Annotated in this window: 22 protein-coding genes and 1 pseudogene; 12 read left to right on the forward strand and 11 right to left on the reverse strand. The window is 29.6% G+C overall.

What is annotated here, in order from left to right; all coding sequences use genetic code 11:
- The 3 genes and pseudogenes from Q8S45_RS03865 to Q8S45_RS03875 all read left to right on the forward strand — a co-directional run.
- A pseudogene (locus Q8S45_RS03865) lies at positions 1-121 on the forward strand (IS1595 family transposase); the annotation flags it as partial.
- Between the two features lie 106 nt (positions 122-227).
- Entirely contained in the window at positions 228-893 is a 666-nt protein-coding gene (locus Q8S45_RS03870; RefSeq protein WP_305601405.1) for a uracil-DNA glycosylase, read from the forward strand.
- Between the two features lie 71 nt (positions 894-964).
- Complete coding sequence (locus Q8S45_RS03875) at positions 965-1693, forward strand: hypothetical protein (protein WP_305601406.1); 729 nt, start codon at positions 965-967, stop codon at positions 1691-1693.
- Positions 1694-1861: 168 nt separating this feature from the next.
- On the opposite strand, the gene lipA is transcribed toward Q8S45_RS03875, so the two are convergent.
- From lipA to Q8S45_RS03905, 6 genes are all read right to left on the reverse strand, one after another.
- Entirely contained in the window at positions 1862-2734 is an 873-nt protein-coding gene (gene lipA / locus Q8S45_RS03880; RefSeq protein WP_305601407.1) for a lipoyl synthase, read from the reverse strand.
- Positions 2735-2772: 38 nt separating this feature from the next.
- Positions 2773-3999, reverse strand: a complete 1227-nt coding sequence (locus Q8S45_RS03885) for an Nramp family divalent metal transporter (protein WP_305601408.1) — start codon at positions 3997-3999, stop codon at positions 2773-2775.
- Complete coding sequence (locus tag Q8S45_RS03890) at positions 3996-4562, reverse strand: RNA polymerase sigma factor (protein ID WP_371132978.1); 567 nt, start codon at positions 4560-4562, stop codon at positions 3996-3998. Before Q8S45_RS03890 ends, Q8S45_RS03885 begins: the two co-directional genes overlap by 4 nt.
- The gene (locus tag Q8S45_RS03895) at positions 4556-5665 is read right to left on the reverse strand and encodes a glycosyltransferase (protein ID WP_305601412.1); all 1110 of its coding nucleotides are present in this window, start codon (positions 5663-5665) and stop codon (positions 4556-4558) included. Before Q8S45_RS03895 ends, Q8S45_RS03890 begins: the two co-directional genes overlap by 7 nt.
- Before the next feature lie 3 nt (positions 5666-5668).
- The gene (locus Q8S45_RS03900) at positions 5669-5854 is read right to left on the reverse strand and encodes a membrane or secreted protein (RefSeq protein WP_305601414.1); all 186 of its coding nucleotides are present in this window, start codon (positions 5852-5854) and stop codon (positions 5669-5671) included.
- A gap of 329 nt (positions 5855-6183) precedes the next feature.
- On the reverse strand, positions 6184-8286 hold the full coding sequence (locus tag Q8S45_RS03905; RefSeq protein ID WP_305601416.1) for a translation factor GTPase family protein: 2103 nt from the start codon (positions 8284-8286) through the stop codon (positions 6184-6186).
- 210 nt (positions 8287-8496) lie between these two features.
- On the opposite strand from Q8S45_RS03905, the gene Q8S45_RS03910 reads away from it, so the two are divergent.
- The 5 genes from Q8S45_RS03910 (at position 8497) to Q8S45_RS03930 (ending at position 11887) form a co-directional block, all read left to right on the forward strand.
- Complete coding sequence (locus Q8S45_RS03910) at positions 8497-8928, forward strand: DUF2141 domain-containing protein (protein WP_305601417.1); 432 nt, start codon at positions 8497-8499, stop codon at positions 8926-8928.
- Between the two features lie 30 nt (positions 8929-8958).
- The gene (locus Q8S45_RS03915) at positions 8959-10302 is read left to right on the forward strand and encodes a 2TM domain-containing protein (protein ID WP_305601418.1); all 1344 of its coding nucleotides are present in this window, start codon (positions 8959-8961) and stop codon (positions 10300-10302) included.
- Positions 10303-10456: 154 nt separating this feature from the next.
- On the forward strand, positions 10457-10753 hold the full coding sequence (locus tag Q8S45_RS03920; RefSeq protein ID WP_305601419.1) for a 2TM domain-containing protein: 297 nt from the start codon (positions 10457-10459) through the stop codon (positions 10751-10753).
- A gap of 4 nt (positions 10754-10757) precedes the next feature.
- Positions 10758-11072 carry a 2TM domain-containing protein gene (locus tag Q8S45_RS03925; RefSeq protein ID WP_305601420.1) on the forward strand — a complete coding sequence of 105 codons (315 nt, stop codon included), beginning with the start codon at positions 10758-10760 and terminating at the stop codon, positions 11070-11072.
- Positions 11073-11137: 65 nt separating this feature from the next.
- Positions 11138-11887, forward strand: a complete 750-nt coding sequence (locus Q8S45_RS03930; RefSeq protein ID WP_305601421.1) for a LytTR family DNA-binding domain-containing protein — start codon at positions 11138-11140, stop codon at positions 11885-11887.
- A gap of 29 nt (positions 11888-11916) precedes the next feature.
- Here the strand turns inward: Q8S45_RS03930 and uvrB are convergent, their stop codons facing one another.
- From uvrB to Q8S45_RS03950, 4 genes are all read right to left on the reverse strand, one after another.
- Entirely contained in the window at positions 11917-13905 is a 1989-nt protein-coding gene (gene uvrB / locus Q8S45_RS03935; protein WP_305601422.1) for an excinuclease ABC subunit UvrB, read from the reverse strand.
- 109 nt (positions 13906-14014) lie between these two features.
- On the reverse strand, positions 14015-17389 hold the full coding sequence (locus tag Q8S45_RS03940; protein ID WP_305601423.1) for a T9SS type B sorting domain-containing protein: 3375 nt from the start codon (positions 17387-17389) through the stop codon (positions 14015-14017).
- 63 nt (positions 17390-17452) lie between these two features.
- On the reverse strand, positions 17453-18280 hold the full coding sequence (locus tag Q8S45_RS03945; RefSeq protein WP_305601424.1) for an ABC transporter permease: 828 nt from the start codon (positions 18278-18280) through the stop codon (positions 17453-17455).
- A 3-nt stretch (positions 18281-18283) separates the two neighbouring features.
- Positions 18284-19183, reverse strand: a complete 900-nt coding sequence (locus Q8S45_RS03950) for an ABC transporter ATP-binding protein (protein WP_305601425.1) — start codon at positions 19181-19183, stop codon at positions 18284-18286.
- Between the two features lie 91 nt (positions 19184-19274).
- Here Q8S45_RS03950 and Q8S45_RS03955 point away from each other — a divergent pair, with 91 nt between their 5' ends.
- Together Q8S45_RS03955 and Q8S45_RS03960 are read left to right on the forward strand one after the other, a co-directional pair.
- Positions 19275-20342 (forward strand): hypothetical protein, encoded by a 1068-nt coding sequence (locus Q8S45_RS03955; RefSeq protein ID WP_305601426.1) that lies wholly within the window; start codon positions 19275-19277, stop codon positions 20340-20342.
- Positions 20343-20355: 13 nt separating this feature from the next.
- Positions 20356-21225: a cation diffusion facilitator family transporter gene (locus Q8S45_RS03960; RefSeq protein WP_305601440.1), complete on the forward strand. Its 870-nt coding sequence runs from the start codon at positions 20356-20358 to the stop codon at positions 21223-21225.
- A gap of 16 nt (positions 21226-21241) precedes the next feature.
- On the opposite strand, the gene Q8S45_RS03965 is transcribed toward Q8S45_RS03960, so the two are convergent.
- Positions 21242-21751 (reverse strand): hypothetical protein, encoded by a 510-nt coding sequence (locus tag Q8S45_RS03965; protein ID WP_305601427.1) that lies wholly within the window; start codon positions 21749-21751, stop codon positions 21242-21244.
- A gap of 74 nt (positions 21752-21825) precedes the next feature.
- On the opposite strand from Q8S45_RS03965, the gene Q8S45_RS03970 reads away from it, so the two are divergent.
- Both Q8S45_RS03970 and Q8S45_RS03975 read left to right on the forward strand, forming a co-directional pair.
- Positions 21826-22245 carry a PaaI family thioesterase gene (locus tag Q8S45_RS03970; RefSeq protein WP_305601428.1) on the forward strand — a complete coding sequence of 140 codons (420 nt, stop codon included), beginning with the start codon at positions 21826-21828 and terminating at the stop codon, positions 22243-22245.
- A gap of 23 nt (positions 22246-22268) precedes the next feature.
- Complete coding sequence (locus Q8S45_RS03975; RefSeq protein ID WP_305601429.1) at positions 22269-23345, forward strand: chorismate-binding protein; 1077 nt, start codon at positions 22269-22271, stop codon at positions 23343-23345.
- Positions 23346-23427 lie beyond the last annotated feature (82 nt).

The raw sequence follows: 23427 nt of genomic DNA on the forward strand, positions 1-23427 counted from the left end.
TAAAATTAAAGGAAAATATCTTCAATTGTACCTAAATGAGTTCGTTTATAAGCTTAACAGAAGATATTTTGAAGAAAAATTATTCGATAGGCTAGTAATAGCAGGTATTACAGGGTTATGACAGAAAACGGACAATCAGAATTTGTTATTTATTGAAAATAAAAATGATTAGCTTATTTTTGAAATCTAAATAAAATATTATTTTTTAAATATATAAATACCAAGTAATGGATAAACAGTTTCCAGCAGATTGGAAAAATTTACTTCAACTAGAATTTGAAAAGCCTTATTTTAAAGATCTTACTTCTTTTGTAAAAGACGAATATCAAAATTGCACGTGCTACCCTAATTTTGAAAATATTTTTGAAGCTTTTAACTTATGTAGTTTGGAGCAGTTAAAAGTTGTAATTATAGGACAAGACCCTTATCATGGAAAAAATCAAGCTCACGGATTGTGTTTTTCAGTAAATGAAGGAGTTTCTCACCCGCCATCATTAGCCAATATTTTTAAGGAATTACAGAACGATATAGAAAATATATATCCCGTTAGTGGTAATTTATCTCATTGGGCAAACCAAGGTGTATTGCTTTTAAATGCAACTTTAACAGTGAGAGAATTTGAGCCAGGTTCTCATCAAAAAAAGGGGTGGGAACAATTTACAGATGCTGTTATTACAGCAATTTCAAATGAAAAGGAACATGTTGTTTTTTTACTTTGGGGTGGTTTTGCTAAAAAGAAAGGTAAACATATAAATAAAAATAAGCATTTCATTTTGGAATCAGGTCATCCATCTCCATTGAGCGCAAATAGAGGATTTTGGTTTGGCAATAATCATTTTAGCAAAGCTAATTTTTATTTGAAATCCAATAATTTGAAACCTATAAATTGGTGATTATTATCATTATTTTTCTAAAATAGAAGTACTACTTTTACCTAAAATAAAAATAAATCAAATTAAATATTATGAAATACTTTAGAATGTTACTATCGCTTATTATTGTTGCAGGAGTAATGAGTTGCAAGGAAAAAGCTGAATACAAACCAATGGAAAATACGGGAGATGTTTCTGTTACTCATAAAGTTACTTTAAAAGAATACATTGATGGAGGTACCTATGGGTATATAAAAGTTGAAGAAAAGGGTGCTGAATATTGGATGGCCATACCAAATGGAACCTATGAAGTTGGAGGTACTTATTATTACAATGGTGGTATGGTAATGCAAGATTTTGAAAGTGAATTATTGAAAAAAACGTTTGATTTTATAACATTTGCCGAAGGAATTAGAACTACCGAAGTTGCTGAAATGGTTGAACAAACAAATGGATCTCATTCAAAGGATGATGGTCACGATCATTCTAATGAGGCAGCTATAAGTAATGTTAAATTACCTGTGGCTAAAAATGGTATTACTTTACAAACTTTATTTGCAAATACATCAAATTATGCAAATAAATCTATTATTGTTAAAGGTATTGTTGTAAAGGTGAACGATGGCATTATGAATAAAAATTGGGTTCATATTATAGATGGAACAAAACATAATGAATTGGCAGATTTGACAATAACTACCTTGGAAACAGTTAAATTAGGTGATACTGTAACCTTTTCTGGAAAAGTTATTTTGAATAAAGATTTTGGACAAGGCTATAAGTACGATGTATTGGTTGAAGATGCCAAATTGATAAAATAATTAATAGGTTAATTAGTTGAAAAAACCGTAAATCCTTTATTCATTTTGGATTTACGGTTTTTTTTAGGCCTTTCTTTAGGTTAATTTTTGAACAAATAGTTCTACTTATAATGTAATTTTAAAATGGTTATTATAACATTTAAAAAACAAATAGAACTATGTAATTTTCTAAATCAAATGCCTTTGAGCTTTATATGAAGAACGCACTAAAGCGCCACTTTCAACATATTTAAATCCCATTGATAATCCTAAAACTTTTAACTTTTCAAATTGTTCGGGTGTTATAAATTCCTTTACAGGTAAGTGCTTTTTGCTTGGTTGTAGATATTGCCCAATTGTTAATATATCAACGTTGGCATTTACTAAATCTTGCATAGTTTCAATTACTTCAGCTTCTGTTTCACCTAAACCCAACATAATGCCCGATTTTGTTCTTCTTTGACCTTGGTCTTTCATATATTTTAATACTTCAAGACTTCTATCATATTTGGCTTGTATACGTACTTCACGTGTTAGCCTTCTTACAGTTTCTAAATTGTGAGAAATTACTTCTGGAGCAACGGCTAAAATTCGATTAATATTTGTTTTATTTCCTTGAAAATCTGGTATTAAAGTTTCTAGTGTTGTTTCAGGGTTTGCTCTTCTTATTGCATTGATAGTTTCAGCCCAAATAATAGAGCCTCCATCTTTTATATCATCTCTGTCTACAGAAGTGATAACTGCATGTTTAATATTCATTAGTTTAATAGAACGAGCTACTTTTTCAGGTTCCTCCCAATCTACTGTTTCAGGTCTACCAGTTTTTACTCCACAAAATCCACATGAACGGGTACAAATATTTCCTAAAATCATAAAGGTTGCAGTACCTTCTGTCCAGCATTCTCCCATATTAGGACAACTCCCGCTTGTGCAAATAGTATTTAATTTGTATTTATCAACGAGACCTCTTAATTCCTTATATTTTTTCCCAACAGGAAGTTTTACTCTTAACCATTTGGGTTTCTGAATAGTAGTATTGGTGGTATTTTGATCTTCAGACATAATTTTTTAATCAACTAGAAGGCAAAAATACAAAGAATTTATAAACTTAACAGATACCAGATGCTAAACCCAATTAAAAAAAGAATCCCAGCAAAACTTAAAACTTTCATTTTCAATGAAGGCCTCCATTCAACTGGAGTATGTTTGCCAGAAATTAAAACGAAATTAATAATTGCATAAAATGGTGCTGTTAAAAAAGATAAAATGGTTGCAATTTTAATTAAAACGCCCATTTCTGACATAAAAAATTGAAGAATAAGAATTGTTCCAATAGCTAAAAAACTAATAAATACCCAATATAAATTTTTTGAGACAACCCCAAAAAGTAACTCAACTGATTTTGACATGGCTCGTGGAGAAGCGTCTAAAGTAGTAATTGTTGTACTAAACATTGTGGTAAATGCAGCGGCGGCAATAAAAATATACATATCATTTCCCAAGGTAAATGTGTAAAGAGTAATAAGTTGCTGGGAAAATTGCACGGCACTATTACTAAAAATTTCTGTTGAATTATACATAACAAGGGCTCCTAAACCTATAAAACAAACACCCAAAAATAATGTGGTAAAAAAACCAATATTAAAATCGAAAATAGCTTGTTTGGTATCAAATTCGGAATCTTTATTTTTTTGCTTTTCAAGAGCCCATAATGATTGCCAAATTGAAACATCCAATGGCGCTGGCATCCATCCTAAAAATGCGATTAAAAAACCAATTTCAACACTGCCTTGAGGAATTATTTGAGTAAAATTATAGGTTGAATTTGTGCCATACGCAGCACTTATTAATGCTATAACCGTACTTATTGAAAGCGTTATAATTATCAATTTCATTAAATTATCGAGTAATTTATATTTTCCAATAATTAATATAGCTAGACAAACAATTGTAATAATTGCACTCCATAGTATAGGGTTTGTAGTAATCCCAAATAAATTAGCGGCTAAACCAGCTGTTACAATTGTTACGGCTGCTTGTATGGTAAACATGGTGCCAAAATTCAATATAAAATATGCCCATAATACACCTTTACCTAATTTTTTGTAACCGTCTAATAAACTTTTGCCAGTGGCTGTTGCATACCTTGGACCATATTGAAAAAAAGGATATTTTACGGCATGTATTAAAAATAAAGCCCATAATAATCCAAATCCAAAATCTGCACCGGCTCTTGTGGATTGTACTAAATGTGAAACTCCAACGGCGGCACCAGCAAATAAAATACCAGGTCCAATTTTTTTAAACCAGTTAGAATTATTGCTCAATTTTTTGAAGAATTTTTAATGATACCAGCTAATAGATTTTTTGCTCTAAGTAATTTTACTTTAATACTACTCATGGGTTCATTTAAAAAATCGGCTATTTCTTTGTACGACATTTCTCTAAAATAGCGCAAGTGAATAATTTCTTGATGTTGTGGTTTTAGTAGTTTGATGTAATTTTTTAATTCAGCCAAGTTTTGGTCTATAATTAATTGATCTTCGGCAGAAGGAGTTTCATCAAAAATTTTATACGCTTCGGTCGATTTTTTGTTGATTGAAACAAAATCGGTTCGTCTTTTTCTATACTCATCCAAAAAAATATTTTTAGATATAGAAATTAACCAAGTTTTAAAATTGTACTTATCATCATACAAATAAATTTTATCGAATGCTTTTGAAAAAGTGTTAATAGTATTGTCTTCTGCTTCATCTTCATTCTCGGTTTTTGAAAGCTGAAAACGATAAACGTCACTCCAAAAAGTGTTCAATAATATGTTAAAAGCTTTTTGATCCTGAACTTTTGCTTTTTCAATTACTTCTGAAATTTCAATATTTTTTTTCACCAACTTTTAGGCTTTGAAATAAGATTTTTGATAAAGATAATTAATTGTAATAATATCAAAAATATTTCAAAAAATGGAGCAAATAAAATTAAATCTTTCTCATTCAGTTTTTTAGAAGTATTATATATTAAAACATACCATATAATTGTTCTAAATAAAATAATTCCACATACTATTTTCCATTTATATAAAAAAGCTAATAGGATGGTTGCAATTACAAAAAATAGTAGTTGAGAACAGAAAAACAAGCCCAATAAAAATTTGTGATTAAATTTATAATGGGTAGCAGTAGAAATATGACGTCTTTTTTGAAGAATCCAATCTTTAAAAGTTGTTTTTGGAGATGATAAAGTATGACTTTCTAATGAATAAACGGCTGCGGTATTATTTTTGTTGGCAATTTGATTCACAAATAAATCGTCGTCTCCAGACTTAATTTTCATATGATTTACGAATCCGTTTGCACTAAAAAACAATGATTTTGTATAGGCAATATTTCGACCAACTCCCATATATGGCATTCCAATTTTCAAAAATGAAAAATATTGAATCGCTGTTAATAAGGTTTCAAAACGGATTAATTTATTTAGAAAGGATTTTTTAATTTTATGATAACCACCATAACCTAAAACCAATTGATGTTTATTGCTAAAATTAGAAATAACTTCGGCTATCCAATGTTCTGAATTAGGAATGCAATCAGCATCAGTTAAAATTAAATGTTCATTAGAAGCAGCTTTTATTCCTAGCGTTAATGCATATTTTTTACTTCCCCAAAATTGTTCATTGGGTGCAACATCAACAATTTTTACAGGAACTGAAGATTCGGCCTTAAACTTTTCCATTATTTCTAAAGTACTGTCATAAGAGCAGTCGTTGATTAAAACAACTTCAAAATTAGGGTACTTCTGACCAAGAATAAAAGGGAGGTTTTTAAGTAAGTTCTCAGCTTCGTTTTTTGCACAAACTATAACCGAAATTTTAGGCGTAGCAGTATTTTTTACAGTAGATTTTTTAGAAAACGAAAATTTTCCAAATAAAACAATATGATAAAAAAACTGAATACAAAAAATTACTAAAAAAGCAATAAAAACGTATTCTAACATATTTTATCTATTTTCACATTGATCGGGTAACTTTCCACAGTAACCACAAGCTTCACCGTCCTTGTTTAAATGTGGATTTTGACTCGCACAAGTACCAGCAAATTTTCCATCTTTTTTTGCCCAAAGTTTTATAGCAATTCCAAATACACCAACTGCCAATAGCCCAATAGTAATTAAAATTAATTTCATTAAAAAGGTTTTTGAAGTTGCAAATGTACGGATTTCTTAAAGAAATTAAATAATATAAATTACAATTTAAACTTTCCGATATTAATAGTAATAATTGTTAAATGAATGGTTTTTAATAAACAAAATGTTAAATATTGCCAGTACATTAGTTTAAATAAAAAATAAATTATTAAATTAGCAATGATTAATATTTCAAACTTTTAAATTTCTTACGTTTAAGACCAACTGAAACTTTAAGAATTATATTTTGAATTGAATTAATAAATATTAATCTTGGGTAAAAAAAGACTCGTTTTTTATAAACGAGTCTTTCCATTTTATGGAATTCTTTAACCTTTTACAAGTTCTTCTTGGACATTATTTGGTACCAATTCAAAATTTGAGAATTTAGTACTAAAACTTCCTCTGCCTTGAGTAATAGATCTTAAGGTGGTAGAATATTTATACATTTCAGCCAAAGGTGTTTTGGATTTTATAGTTTGGTATTTACCGTCACTATCCATTCCAAGTATAATTGCTCTTCTCGATTGTAAATCGGTCATAACATTACCCATTAATTCTTCAGGAACTCTTACATTTAATTCGTGAATAGGTTCTAATAATTTTGGTTTTGCATCTAAAAAGGCAGCTTTAAAAGCGTGAGCTCCAGCTATTTTAAATGAAATATCATTAGAGTCTACAGGATGCATTTTTCCATCAAAAAGCATTACTCTAATATCACGAGCGTACGATTTTGTAAGAGGACCTTCTTCCATAACTTCTAAAACTCCTTTTAAAACTGAAGGTAAATAACGTGCATCAATTACACCACCAACAATACAATTGTAAAAAACAAGTTTTCCACCCCAGTCTAAATCAATCTCTTCTTTTCCTCTAATATTAAATCCTACAGGCTCTGGCATTCCTTCAAACCAAGGCTCTACTTTAATATGTACCTCGCCAAATTGACCAGATCCTCCTGATTGTTTTTTGTGTTTGTAACTTGTTGTTGATGAGCGCTGAATAGTTTCTCTATATGCAATTTTAGGCTGTTCAAATTGTGCTTTTAAGCCATAAATGTGTTCCAAGGTCCAATCAATTGTTGCTAAATGTAAATCACCTTGACATGATAAAATCATTTGTTTCAATTCTTTAGAGTATTCAATACTTACTGTTGGATCTTGAAAGTTTAATTTTTTTAGCGCTTCATTTAATTTTTCTTCATCATTTTTATCAATAGCACTAACCGCCTTTGTAATCCGTGCCTCTGGATATGCAATGGGTTTTACGGTAATATTCGTTCCTTTTACTCTTAAAGTATCATTAGTTTTAGTAAATTTTAGTTTTAACGTAGCTCCAATATCACCAGCACTTAATTTTTCAACTTGCTCACGATTTTTTCCGTCCATGATATAAAGTTGATTCAAAATTTCAATTTCTTCATTTCTAGAGTTTTCTAATTTATCGTTTTGTTTAATTTCACCAGACTTAACTTTAAAGAAACTTATTTGACCCAAATTTGGTTCGTACAATGTTTTAAAAATAAATAAAACAGTTGGCTCATTAGGTTTACATTCAATTATTTTGCCTTCAACACTTTGTTCAGGTTTTAAATCTGCAGCAGAGGGTGCAACATTATCAATAAAACCCATGAGTCTTCCAGTACCCATATCGTTTAAAGCAGAAACACAAAAAACAGGAAATAATTCATGATTTAGCATTCCTTTTTTTATACCTTCACGCAATTCATCTTCATTTAGGGTTCCTTGTTCAAAAAATAATTCCATTAATGCTTCATCATTTTCAGCCGCTTTTTCAACTAGCTCATTATGTAAATCATTAGCCAATTCTAATTGATCTGCTGGAATATCAAATTTCTCAGGTTTCCCGCCATGTGGACCAAATTTGTACATTTTCATTTTAAGTACGTCAATAATGCATTGAGCACCATCAACAATATGTGGGTATTGAATTTTTACCACATTTTTACCAACTAAATTTACAATGCTATTAAAATTTTCATCAAAATCTACATTGGGACTATCAATCTGGTTCACAACAAATAAGGTTGGTTTTCCATAGTTGTCCACATAATTCCACATAATTTCTGTTCCAATTTCAACGCCGTGTTGCCCATTTATAATCATTAAAATAGAATCGGCAACGGTCATAGTTGAAGCAATTTCACCTATAAAATCGTCTAAACCAGGAGTATCTATTATGTTTATTTTGTAGTTGCGCCATTCGGTATGGAGAGGAGTGGCAAAAATGGAAGTTTCTCTTTCTTGCTCAATTTCGTGGTAGTCGGAAACTGTATTTTTGTTTTCAACGCTACCACGGCGGTTGACAAGTCCAGCTTCAAACAACATTGTTTCTGCAAGGGTAGTTTTACCACACTTGTTAGCGCCTACAAATGCAACGTTTTTAATATGTTTATCATCATATATTTTCATAATTTTTATGGTTTTAGTGAAAAGTTTTATAAAGTTACAAACTTTTTTAATTTAAAATATGACGAATGTTAGGGTTTTTTAAAAGTGTTTTTTAAATTTTTAACAATTCATCATTGAAATTGTACAGTTCGGTTAAATATAATTTATTTTTAAATATATAAGCTACAATTTTGAAGCATAAATTTAAGTTTAACCTAAAAATATTGAATTATGCAACATTTAATTTTAGCCATTGCCTTATTAGTTTCATCGTTTCTTTTTGGACAGGGGGTGAAACAAGTTGATCAAATTAAAAATAGGTCTATTGAAGTGAAAGTTTTGAATGCATTAAATGATAAGGGAGAAATTCATTTTGCTCTATTTACCGAAGAAGGATTTATGAAGGAACCAAAAATTGCAAAATCAAGTCAAATTATTAATGGATTGAGTTATGTGACTTTTGAGAATATTCCAAAAGGAAATTATGCCATTATATGTTTTCATGATGAAAATGGAAATAAACGAATGGATTTTCACGAAAACGGTATGCCAAAAGAAAGTTATGGAACTTCAAATAACACATTAAATTTTGGTCCACCACAATTTGCCAATTCAAAATTTGAAATGACTGACGAAGATTTAACTTTGGAAATTAAGTTTTAAATTGTAGTTTTAAATTGTAAAATGTAAAGAATGAAAATAGATATAAAATACCTTTTTAAAGTTTCAATACTTTTAACTATAGCAATATTTGTTATTGAACGATTGCTTTCAAATAAAGGTTTTAATTTATCTTTAAATGAATTGTTCAAAGTGTTTGGAATTCATTTTATGTATGCTTTTTCACTTACAGTTTTGAATTCTTATTTCTTTTTTTATTTAAATAAAAAATTTACGTGGGAAAAACAGTCAAAACAACGCCTAATTATTGGTGCAATAGGTTCTGTGGTAGTAACTATGGCTGGATTAACATTGTTAAGAGGGATCTCAATTATTCTTATTTTAGGAAAGCCATTTGAACAATTTATAAACGATCCATTCGCTCTAAATTATTATGTATTTGGGTTGGTAATTACTTTAATTGTTAGTTTAATTTTTCATACAATCTATTTTTACAAAGCGCTAACCGAAAACAAAGTAAAAGAACAACAGATTGTTGCCAAAACGGAAACAGCAAAATTCGAATCGTTAAAAAGTCAGATAGATCCACATTTTTTATTTAATAGTTTAAATGTACTAACCTCTTTAATAGGTGAAAATCCGGCACAGGCTGAAAAATTTACTACAAAACTTTCAAAAGTTTATCGGTATGTGTTGGAACAAAAAAGCAAAGATTTAATTGATTTAGATGAAGAATTGCAATTTGCAAAAACGTATATGGAATTATTAACAATGCGTTTTGAAAACGCCGTAACCTTTGAAATTCCTGATAAAGCAAGTAATTCTGAATTAAAAATCATACCATTATCCTTGCAATTATTGTTAGAAAACACCATAAAACATAATGTAGTTTCCGAAGAAAATCCACTTAAAGTCGTAATAACAGAAGAGGATGGTTATTTAGTAATAACCAATAATTATAATCCAAAGGCAATATTAGAACAAGGAACAAAAGTTGGATTAAAAAATATTATAGACAGATATAACTTAATAACATTAAAAAAAGTTTCTATTGAAAAGATTGCAGAAAAATTTATAGTAAAATTACCATTACTAACTCAAAAAACAACAATTATGAAACCATCAGAAAATATTGAAAGTAGCAAATATATGCGTGCTGTAGAGCGTGTAGAAGAAATTAAAGAGTTTTATTCAAGTCTTATAGCATATTGTATTGTAATTCCTTTTTTAATTTATATTAATTTAGAATATTCGCCAGAATTCCATTGGTTTTGGTTTCCAATGCTTGGTTGGGGATTAGGATTAGTTATTCAAGGACTTAAAGCATTTGCATACAATCCATTTTTAGGAAGAGAGTGGGAAGATCGTAAAATTCAAGAATATATGAATGAAGATCGTAAACAATATTGGGAATAGGTTTAAAGTTCAAAGTTCAAAGTTATTAGTTGAAAGTGCAATAGATTGAATTAAAGTCTCCTTTTCGAGCTAGTCGAGTGATAATTTGAAACAAAATTAATTAATAATAACAGCTAAAGCATAAAAAGCTTACAGCAAAATAAAACTAAACAAAATGAAAACATTTTATAATGAAGAAGAAAAATATAGAAGAGCAAAAAAAAGAGTAGATGCTATTAAAGGGTTTTATTCAAATTTACTGTCGTATTGCCTAGTAATTCCATTTTTATTTTTTATAAATTACATGACATCTCCAAATTATTGGTGGTTTTTTTGGCCAATGCTTGGTTGGGGAATTGGATTGGTGTTTCATGGGTTTGGAGTTTTTGGGCATAACCTAATTTTTGGGAAAGACTGGGAAGATCGAAAAATTAAAGAACTTATGGATAAGAATAATAATCAAAAATTTTAATAGGATGGAAAATTCAAATTTAGAAGAACAAAAATATCTAAGAGCAAAAAAGAAAGTGAAATCTATAAAAGGTTTCTATGTACATCTTGCCATATATATATTGGTGAATTTGTTTTTAATTTTAACAAGGGTTTTTTCAGAAGATGGATGGGATAATTTTTGGCAATGGCAAACGTATAACACAGCACTTTTTTGGGGAATTGGAATTGTTTTTCATGCCTTTAATGTTTTTGGGATGAACTTTTTATTGGGGTCTAATTGGGAAGAAAGGAAAATAAAAGAAATGATGGATAAGGACAAAAAAGAGTTTTGGGAGTAGAAAAAAGTTTAAAGTTTAAAGTTTAAAGTTAGTTAGCCTAAATACCAAATACCCGATACTAAAAAATGAAAGTAGTAATTATTGAAGATGAAAAGCCTGCAGCTCGCAGATTAAATAGAATGTTGAATGATTTTGGTATAGAGCCAATTGCAATGCTTCATTCAATTGAAGAATCGATTAATTGGTTTCAAAACAACGAGCAACCAGATTTGTTGTTTTTAGATATTCAATTATCAGATGGATTATCATTCGAAATATTTGAAGAGGTAGATATTAAAAGTGCTATTATTTTTACAACAGCTTATGATGAATATGCATTAAAAGCTTTTAAATTGAACAGTGTTGATTATTTGCTAAAACCAATTGACACTGAAGAGTTAGAAAATGCTATTAAAAAATATAAGGAATTATATCATTCAGGAACTAATTCGTTAGATATTAGTGAATTAAAAAAACTTTTAAACCCTAATCAAACCAATTTTAAAAAGAGATTTACAGTAAAAATTGGTCAGCATTTAAAAATGATTTCAACAGAAACTATTGAATGCTTTTATAGTGAAAATAAGTCAACGCATATTCATACCATTGATAATAGAACCTATTTGTTAGAAGAAACTTTGGATCAACTAGAATCTAAACTTTCACCAGAAATGTTTTTTAGGGTAAGCAGAAAATATTTTGTGAATATTAATGAGATTAAAGATATTATTTCATACACAAACAGTAGATTAAAATTAGTTTTGCAATCGTATAAAGAAGATGAAATTATAGTTAGTAGAGAACGAGTAAAAGATTTTAAAAATTGGATTGGGTAGTGATTTATTAATCCGATCAGTATATTTTTTTATAAATTATCTTTCAATAATTTAATTTCATCACGCAATCTGGCAGCAGCAATAAAATCGAGACCTTTGGCAGCTTCTTCCATTAGGTTTCGTTTTTCTTTTATGCGTTTTTCAATTTCATTTTTTGGTAAATAGGCCAATTCTTCTTCCGCAGCCATTGCAGCAGAATTATCGTAATTATAAGATGAAACCGTATTTTTAGCTAAGGTGTTTTCTATATTTTTAACTATTTGAGTAGGTGTTATGTTATTTTCTAAATTATATGCTATTTGTTTTTCCCTTCTTCTATCGGTCTCATCAATAGTTAATTGCATACTTCGTGTAATTTTATCGGCGTACATAATGGATTTGCCTTCAATATTTCTTGCAGCTCTGCCAATAGTTTGAGTCAAAGAACGATGCGAACGTAAAAAACCTTCTTTATCAGCATCTAAAATGGCGACTAAAGATACTTCGGGTAAATCCAACCCTTCTCTTAAAAGGTTAACTCCAATTAAAACATCAAATACCCCTTTTCGCAAATCGGCCATAATTTCAACACGTTCAAGGGTGTCAACATCAGAGTGTATATATCTGCAACGAATGCTAATTCGACTTAAATATTTTGTGAGCTCTTCAGCCATTCTTTTGGTTAAAGTAGTTACCAAGGTTCGTTCATCTTTTTCAACTCTAAGCTGAATTTCTTCAATTAAATCATCTATTTGATTGATGCTCGGTCTTACTTCAATTTCCGGATCTAATAATCCTGTTGGTCTAATAACTTGTTCCACAAAAACACCTTCTGTTTTTTGTAGCTCATAATCTGCAGGAGTGGCACTAACAAAAATTACTTGATTCTGAATTTCTTCAAATTCTTCAAATTTTAATGGACGGTTATCCATTGCTGCAGGTAATCGAAACCCATATTCTACCAAATTTTCTTTTCTTGAACGGTCACCGCCATACATAGCATGAACTTGGGGAATTGTTACATGACTTTCATCAACAACCATTAAATAATCTTCAGGAAAATAATCTAATAAGCAAAATGGTCTTGTGCCTGGCTCACGACCATCTAAGTAGCGAGAGTAGTTTTCAATTCCGCTGCAATAACCCAACTCACGAATCATTTCTAAATCAAATTCAGTGCGCTCTTTTAGACGCTTTGCTTCTAAATGTTTACCTATTTCTTTGTAATATTCAAATTGTTTCATTAAATCCTCCTGAATTGCGTGAATAGCATTTTGCAACACATCCGGCGATGTAACAAATAAATTTGCTGGGTAAATATTTAATTGTTCAAATTTTTCAATGACTAAGTTATTAATAACATCAAAACTTTCAATTTCTTCTATTTCGTCACCAAAAAAATGAATTCTATACGCATGTTCTCCATACGAAGGGTAAATAGTTATGGTATCTCCTTTAACTTTAAATGTTCCACTGCTTATTTCTGTTTCTGTTCTAGAATATAAACTTGTAACTAATTGATGCAATAATTTTGTTCTTGAAATGGTTTGATTTATTTCTATTGAAATAATATTTTTTTTGAATTCCACAGGATTTCCAATTCCATAAATACAAGAAACTGATGCCACAATTATGACATCTCTTCTACCCGAAAGTAGCGCAGAAGAAGCACTAATCCTTAATTTTTCAATTTCTTCATTAATTGATAAATCTTTTTCAATATAAGTTCCAGTTGCAGGCAAGTACGCTTCAGGCTGATAATAATCGTAATATGAAACAAAATATTCTACAGAATTCTTTGGAAAAAACTGTTTAAATTCTGAGTACAGCTGTGCAGCTAATGTTTTATTGTGTGCTAAAACCAAGGTTGGTTTTTGGACTTGTTGAATTAAATTAGCAATTGTAAAAGTTTTTCCAGAACCTGTAACACCTAACAAAGTTTGATATTTTTCATTAGAATTAATTCCTTCAACAAGTTGATTAATTGCTTCAGGCTGATCTCCAGTTGGTTTAAAATTTGATTCTAATTGAAATTGCATTTTGCAAAAATAAACTAAATGAAATTGATTTTAATAAAATGTTCTTTTATAAAAAAAAAGTAAAGAAAGAAGCTGTACTAAAAACAATTTTTTGAAGATTTATATAATATTAACGTCTGATAAGGCTGAAATGCCCCTTTTTAATTTTGATGTTTCCATTCCTGTCAATTAATTCAACTGAAAACCAATAGTCGGATGCGGGCAAAAAATTACCATTAAAAATACCATTCCATCCATCACCTTTTGGATCAATTTGAGTAATTAATTTTCCGTATCTATCAAAAATAAAAATGTTTGAGTTTACATAAAAATTTTCATTTACTCCTAACACTTTCCACCTGTCATTTATACCATCATTATTTGGAGTAAAAAAACGAGGGTATCCAATAACTGAAACTTCAATTTCAGCAATGCCACAATTATTTTTATCTTTTACAAAAAGGGTGTGAATACCAGCATTAAGATTATCAAAAAATGGAGAGTCTTGGTAATTATTAAAATTGTCGTTTAATGAAAATACATAATCTCCAATGCCTAAATTACCAGTTGCTAATGTAATAGTATTATTTGCAGAGTCGTCCATCACAGTAATATCATCATAAGATAATGACGCAATTTTAGATGGTTTTATCACAATTGTTTGAGGAAATGATTTACACCCAAATGCTGAACTAGCAATTACAGTGTAGGTACCACCGCTAGAAATAATCGCTGAAGAATTTGTGCTAATAAGTTTGTTGTTTTGATTAAACCATTCGTAAGTATATGTTCCTTTAAAATTGTAAGGTTTAATTATAATTGGAGGTAAATTTTCGCAATAAATAGCTGTGGCATCTATTTTAAATTCGGGTCTTGGATTTATGGAAAGATTTAAGTGATATCCCAAACCAAAACAAGCTCCATTATCCAAACTTTTAACGCGTATATAAATAGGTTGAATGAATGGTACTTCAGAATAATATGGCTTAGATTGTGAAATTTCATTCGTTTCTAATTGGGCATCATTAAAATTTCTAAAATAAGAAACTTTTAAATTTTGTCCTGCAGGTAATAATCCAATTATTTCAGCGGAATAATCAGATAAATTAAAATACCCCATTCCATCAATCTGACCATCATTATCACATAACGTTACTGTTTTTAAATAATTTGAAAGGCCTGAAGTAGCTGATACCAATAAATTTACTTGTGCTAGTCTATAGCACCCATTTGAATTTTCTATTCGAGCAAAAACAATATTTTTTGTAGCATTTGAAAACGAAAATGGATTTATAACTCCAATTTTATTTTGTGCATTTACGCTTGATAAATAGTATGTTACCGTATAATTTGGATTGGCATTGGTTAAAAATATGTTTGCTTCATTTAAATTAAAATTGGTAAAACCATCTACAACACCATCCTCATCGCATTGTTTCATTGTGTAGTTAGAAACTATTACAGGTAGCGGCATCACATTAATGCTAAAATTTCGTACAATTTCACAGTCTGGTTTTAAGTTGTTTGTAATTTCAACATAAATGGTTTGGCTAGAAGGTTGATCGTTTTTGTATGTTGAAGGATTGTTAATTCGAACTGTTAACCCAGCATCGGAAAAATACTTTATGGTAAAATTTGTAGGATTTTGGCCATTTAAAATTTCAGATTGTTTTGTTGCTATATTAAAAATTTCAAAGCCATCAATATCTGTTCCTGTTGCGTTACTATCACAAACAGATATATTTGTAATGGTTGCTGGCGGATTTGGTTTTTCGAAAACCTGAAATCTAAAAGTTTCAGTTTTAAAACAACTTGGATTTTGAATATTTTGAATTCTAGCAACCAATGTCGTATTTCCGAAAGGAATAATATTAGTATAATTAGGCCCAATAGCATTTGTATTTGTAGTTGCATCCGATTGATTCTTAAAATAGCGTACTTCAAATTCTGAGAAGCTTTGTGTGTTTAAAACTTGGGAATCTCTTAAAGAGTTTAAATTTATAGTTAAAAACCCATCTGTATCAGTATCGCATTCTAAAATATCAGCAGGTCTGGTAATTGTTGGGGGGTTGTAAACTTCAATTTTTACTTCTCCTTTGTATGAAATACGGAAACCACAAATATCTGTTGTCTCAATTTCTAAAAGATAGGTTCCAGCAGATGCGGATGATAAAATACCTGTGTTTAATGTTGCCGTTGTACTTACAACAATGCTATTAAAATGCCATTTATAAATTGGTGTTCCAGTAATATTTTGAGCAGTTAATTGATAACTATCACCAATACATCTTTTAATAGTTGTATTGTTAAGATTTTGAGTAGATAATCCATCAGTTATTTCAACTGGTAATAATAAAGAGGCGATAAAAGGTGGTAATCCTTGCATTGCATATCCTGTTCCTAAATTTAGTGCATTTAATTGAAAATTACAATTTACACCTAATTCATCGGGTAAATTAATAGCATTTAAATTGTTTGTTCCATTATTATAATTTGGAGGAACGGTTGCGTAAATTTTTCCATTTGGAGCTAATTGCAGAGCTCCTCTATAACCAATTTGTGAATTAACTAAATATTTGCTATAAATTATATTGCTATTTTGTAAATCATATTGAAAAAGTTTATTGCTAAATCCATCAAAAGTTGAAATGTATAATTTACTTGACAACGGTGAAAATTCTACTCCATAAGGCGCTCCATCCAATTGAGCATTTGAAATCACTTCGATGCCATTATTAGACACCACACCAGTTAAATCGTTAAAGTTATATAAAATAAGTTTTCCATTTCCAACAACGTTTGTTCCATTGGTCTCATTATATTGAGTAAAAAAAGCACTTGCCAATTTTTTCCCATCAGGGGATACTTTTAAATACCCTCTTCGATCACTAGAAAAATAATTAACGGGAGAAAGTACAGGTATTGGGTTTAAGCCATTTCTATCATCAATTTTATAGGAATAGTAGGTATTTTGTACTAACGAAACTACCCAAAATGTATTACAATCTGCTCCTTTTACAGAGGTGACTTTTTCGGTCCATTGTGCATTTAACCCATAAGATAAATCTATAGGTACACCTATAATATCTCCTAAACCACTGTTTGCAGTCATGTCTACTGTATAACAATTTAATCCTTGAGTAGGAACACCACTTATACTTGCACCAACTGTAAAAATATAAAATATAGTAGGTTTTCCTGGATGAGGAACTATTATGGCAGATTGTGAACTCGAAGAATTACCTTTTAAATTTGTACCGTTAGGCATTAAATTATCATTTTTATCCCAAACGCTTGTCCCATCAGTATAAAATAATAGGTTTCCATTTCTATCAGAAAAAGAAGCACACCCTTCATATGTGCTAAGACTTCCTGAGATTGGAATAGGTGTTCCGCTATTAAAATCTAAACCAGCATTTCTCCCAAAGAACCAAAAATTAGCTTCTCCTTGACCAAAAACAATCAAACTGGTTAAAATAAATAACAGTGTAATTAATTTTTTCATTCAGAAAATCATTGAAATATTATTCAAATATAAAAATAACTAGTATTAAAATTTTGAATTAGTTTACAAATCTCTTCTTTTCAATAAATTATAGGATAGATATATAAAAATTATTGTCCAAATAAGCACAATTATAACATCTAAATATTGTACAGAAAAATCCTTAGATAGGTCTTCTCCAACTTGTTTTGCAACTGTTTTCACGGCACTTAATCGTGTAAAAGGTTCTTTAATTAAGTTACTCATTGCTTCCAATGGGAAAAATCGCATAATTTCACTTACATAATCTTCAAATTTCCAATAAATCATTCCTTTGGTAAATCCTTCAATCATAGACCAAACAATCATTGCACCAACTGCGAAAGCTGATCGTTTTACTAAAATTCCTAAAAATAAACCAAAAGAAAAAAATCCGGTCAGTTTTACAAAAAATGCAACAAAATAAATAAGATCTGTTGTTAAAATGGCAAATTCAGTAAAATCGGAGTACACATATCCCAAAATTAAAGATACAATAAACACAAAAATAGTTGAAAGTATCGCTAATAAAAGTACCGTATAAAATTTAGAGAGTATAAATTCTTTTTTACTTAAACCATCAATCAAATTTTGTTTCAACGTTTTATTGCTATACTCATTTGCCATCATTGAAACAATTACCAGCAAAAGGAAAAACTTAAAAATAGCTGCTATATACGTATTAAAATGCCAGATATACGGAAAATTAAAAATTCCTTGTTCAGCTAGATGAAATTTTATAGGTCCAATATCGAATTTAATGGCTGCAATAAGTGCAATAGATGTGAGAAGTAAAAAATAGAAAATTATTAGAACTTTACTTGCACGGCTATGTTTTAATTTATGAATTTCAATATTTAAAAGTCGGAACATAAATTAGTTTTTTGAAGTTAAGGTTAAAAATTGTTGTTCTAAACTTGGTTTTCTTTTCACCAAATGCGATAAAATAATTCCATTCTTAAATAAATATTCATTTATTTCTGTAGGTGAAATAGGTTTATTTAAAGTAGCAATTAATAATTCATCTACAAGTTTAGTTGAGGAAATTCCTTCAAATTTGGTTAATAAATCAAGAAGTGTTTCATTAGTAACATCTGCTTTTAATTCAAAAAAACCGTGAGAAGCAGTTAATTCATCAACTCTACCAGAATATAATTTAATACCTTCTCTAATTACAACAACATGTGAACAAACTTTTTCTACTTCATCTAATAAATGCGAAGCTAAAAGAATGGTTGTTCCTTCAGAAGCCACCTCTTTTATAATCCCTCTAATTTCGTGAATTCCTTGAGGGTCTAAACCATTTGTAGGTTCGTCTAAAATTAAAATTTCTGGATCATTTAGTAAAGCAGAAGCAATTGCCAATCGCTGTTTCATTCCTAAAGAATAGGTGCTAAATTTACTATCTTTTCGTTCAAATAAATTAACAGTTTTTAGCTTTTCTTCAATTTTTGTATAGGGTATCCCTTTAATTTTACAAACTAATTTTAAATTTTGAATGGCAGTCATGTATGGATAAAAGTTTGGGCGTTCAATAATTGCCCCTACTTTTTTTAATGCCTGATGGGTCGATATTTTTCCATCAAACCAACTGAAACTGCCCGAAGTTTCGTTTACTACATTTAGAATAATTCCTAAAGTTGTTGATTTTCCACTTCCATTTGGTCCTAATATACCATAAACATTTCCTTTTTTTATTTCAAAAGAAAGATTGTTTACTGCATGTATTTTTCCAAATTTTTTATTAAGATTATTAATTGATAGTATTGTTTCCAAAGTTTTATAGCTTAGTGTAAAATTAAGACGAAGATAATTTAAAATTGTTACTACAATATAGTAATTTTGGCATAATAAGATGAATAAAAGTATGGAAGAAAAATTAATTTCTAAAAAAAAGCCAGCATATCCAATTAATGAACAGTTATATAAATATTTAACAGAATATAATAGAAATATTAAAATTCCTGTTTTTTACGATGATTTGTTACGTTTTGCTGGTGCTATTGAAGTATATGATAAAAATGGAGATGATACCCTTTGGATAAGAGTGTATTATGCCGAACATGAACGTGATGAAATTGATTTAAGTTTAAAAAGAATGTATGTTATTTTGCATGGTGATGGTAGTGAAGATTCTCTCCCTTTTATAACCGTTGACGCAATTGACTATTGCACTTTTGGAAATTCTAAACCATTTAGAGTAAAAATTAGAAATATTTTAAATGATAACCATACTTATATATATATTAAAAAAGCAGATGCTTCTAGAGTTTATGGTTTAGAATTAGAACATATTTTATCGCCTAATAATATTAATTTTTTGGTGTATAAAGACACCTTGATTGAAGAGCATGTGTTGGGAATTCCAGGCGATCAATTTTTAGCCGAAAATTTAAAAAATGTATCAATAAGCGGTAAAAAAAGATTATCGAAAGAGTTTGTTAAATTTAACGAACGCTGCATGATCCGATTATTAGGGGATATGAGAGCTTATAATTATGTAATTGTTGCGTCATACGATTTTGATCAAGTAGAATACAGAATTAGAGCCATGGATTTCGATCAGCAATGCTTTGAGGGCAATTTAAAAGTTTATTTTCCACAGTTTTTTAAAGAAAATTATCCATTTGTGAAAATGGTTAGTGAAAACTTACAGGAAGAATCTGTTGAACAATATAAAAAAGAAGAACGATCCGCAATTGCTCGAAGAATTAAAGGTTCACATGAAAGAGTAAATGATTTATTGAATTGTATGGTGAACGATAAAATTTCAACTCCTGAAAAAATTCATCAGTTAAAAATGGATTTAAATGTGTACACTAATGATAAAAATTTTAAAAAATGTAATTCAATGGGTTCAATATTGAAAGTTGCATTTGATTTTGTTGTAAGAAATTACGAAAATGTAAACACGTATATCATTCATGATAGATAAGATTAACTCCTCTATGACAAATGAAATTAAAGCAATAAAAGCAACTTATTTTAGTATAGCAGGAAATTTATTACTTGCAATAATCAAAGGACTAGCTGGATTTTTTGGAAATTCGTTTGCCCTAATTGCAGACGCAATAGAATCTACCACTGATATTTTCTCTTCAATTCTTGTTCTCTTGGGATTAAAATACGCACAAAAACCCCCAGATAAAAACCACCCTTATGGTCATGGCAGAATAGAACCTTTAATTACTTTTTTAGTGGTTGGGTTTTTAATAACCTCTGCAATTTTAATTGCTCATCAAAGCATTCAAAATATTCTAATTCCACATAAATCACCGGAGGCTTGGACACTTATAGTTTTAGCTGTTATAATAGTTTGGAAAGAAATTTCTTACCAATATGTTCTAAAAAAAAGTAAGGAAACAAATAGTAGTTCATTAAAGGCAGATGCATGGCACCACCGAAGTGATGCATTAACTTCAATTGCTGCTTTTATTGGAATTTCTATTGCACTATTATTTGGAAAAGGTTATGAAACTGCAGATGATTGGGCCGCTTTATTTGCTGCGGGATTTATATTATTTAATAGTTACCTAATTTTTAGACCTGCTCTTGGTGAAATGATGGATGAACATGTTTACGATGATTTGATTGCTGAAATAAGACATATTTCATTAAAAGTTGATGGCGTTTTAGGAACGGAAAAATGTTATGTTAGAAAGGCTGGAATGATTTTTCATGTGGATTTACACGCAATTGTAAACGGCCAAATATCTGTTGAGCAAGGGCATAAAATTTCACACAATTTAAAAGATGCACTCAAACTAAAGTTACCTAATTTAGGACAGGTGCTTATACATATTGAGCCAAATTTGTGAAAATATGGTTGTTAAATTAATAGTGAAATTCATCTGAATCAGGGTCACCATAATTATCAAAATTTTCATCCTCTTGGTTAAAATCATCCTTAAATGGATCAAAATCGTCTGAAATAAATTCCTTTTCAGGAGCATTTTTGGGAGTAATACCAATGGTTAATGCAATTATTGGTAATTCTTTTGTGCTCATTTTTTTAATTTCCGATAATTCAACAAAGAAGGCCCACATTGCATAAAAATCATAAACATAAATCAGTTTGTCACCTTCTTCTTTTAAAATAGAACTTACCATGCAATTACCCATATCAAAAGCATCATCATCGTCGGACATATTACAAAGTGGTATTTCATCACCTTGTTCCCATTGATCGTCTGCTCGGTAAAAAGAAGCCATTTCTTGCCCTCCAAAACCAAATGATTTTGCAATAGTAAAATGTAACTCTTCTAAAGTAATCGTTTCAGATATTAAGATATCTCTAATAACATCTTCTTCAACGTCCAAAATAACTCTCAATTTGTAAGCCATAACATTTTTTTTATTGATTTATCAAAGTTACAATTTAAAGTTAAATTCCTATTTTTACAATCAAATATTTTTTTATGATGTCGAAACAAGAAACGCTAAAGGTTTTAAATAGTTTAAGAAAAAATACGTTGATGGAAACTTTAGCTATTGAATATATTGATGTTGGCGATGATTATTTAATTGCTACCATGCCAGTTAATAAGAGAGTGCACCAACCAGATGGTGTTTTAAACGGTGGCGCAACTATGGCTTTGGCAGAAAGTGTAGGAAGCCCAATTTCGATGTTGATAATTGATAATGAGAAATTTGTAGTACGTGGGATTGAATTTTCTGCAAACCATTTAAGCAGTATTAAAAATGGAATTGTAACCGCAACTGCAACATTTATTCATAAAGGAAGAACTACACATTTAATTGAGATTAAAGTAACTGATGAAGCTGATAAATTGATTTCAATTTGTAAACTTACTAATATTATATTGCCTAAAATTTAAGTAATTATTTTAAATAAAATATTTTGGATTGTACATTGTCATTTTTATTTCATGAAATTGAAAAAAACATAACAAAAAAAATACCATTTGCAGTTTATAGAAAACCGAATGATAAAGTTGTTACAAGTTATATTCAGAAGAATGATGAGGTTTATTTCTTGGATGATTTTGAAAAAAGTGGATTTGTTTTTGCACCTTTTAATTCATTAGAAAATAGCATTATTTTTCCAATAGATTGTTGTAAAATAATAAAAGCAAGCAGTTTTGACACACTAGTTGTAGATAATATTAAAAATACCGATGTTGTATTTGAAGATTCTGAAGTCCTAAAAAAAAATCATTTAAAGTTGGTTCAAAAAGGAATTGATTTTATAAAAAGTGGGTTTGCAAAAAAAATTGTCTTGTCGCGAAAAGAAATTATAAACGTTGAAGCCATTTCGATTGTGACAATTTTTGAAAAAATGTTATTGAATTATCAAAATGCATTTGTGTATTGTTGGTTTCATCCAAAAATTGGATTATGGTTAGGTGCAACGCCAGAAAAGCTATTAGAAATTTCAAATAAAACAATCAAAACAGTTTCTTTGGCAGGTACACAACTTAAACTTGAGAATTTTAACCACCTAGAAACTAAATGGGGTGAAAAAGAGCTAGAAGAGCAGCAAATTGTAACCGATTTTATGGTGGAACAGCTCAAAACACATGTAGATAAAATTAGTTTAAATGGCCCCATTTCGGTAACTGCAGGTAAAATGGTTCATTTGAGTACCACTATTTCAGGCGAAATGATAAAGCCTTACTTTTTAAAAAATATCATTAATTGTTTGCACCCAACTCCAGCAATTTGCGGTTTTCCAAAAGATAAATCTCTGAAATTTATAATTGAAAACGAGGGCTATCATCGAGAGTTTTATTCAGGTTATTTAGGAGAATTAAATGTTTCGAAAAAGACGGAATTATTTGTTAATTTGAGGTGTATGAAGGTAAAAGAAAATACAGTTGCCTTATATGTTGGAGGTGGGATTACATCACAAAGTGAACCTCAAAAAGAATGGGAGGAAACAGTTTTCAAAACTCAAACAATAAAAGCCATTCTTTAATGGACTTATTTGTAGGCTTACTTTCCTTAACTTTGTAATTAAAATTGATCAAATTTAAATAGCAACTTATGAATACTAAAGA

Origin of the sequence: Lutibacter sp. (assembly GCF_030692605.1) — a bacterium.
GTDB lineage: Bacteria > Bacteroidota > Bacteroidia > Flavobacteriales > Flavobacteriaceae > Lutibacter.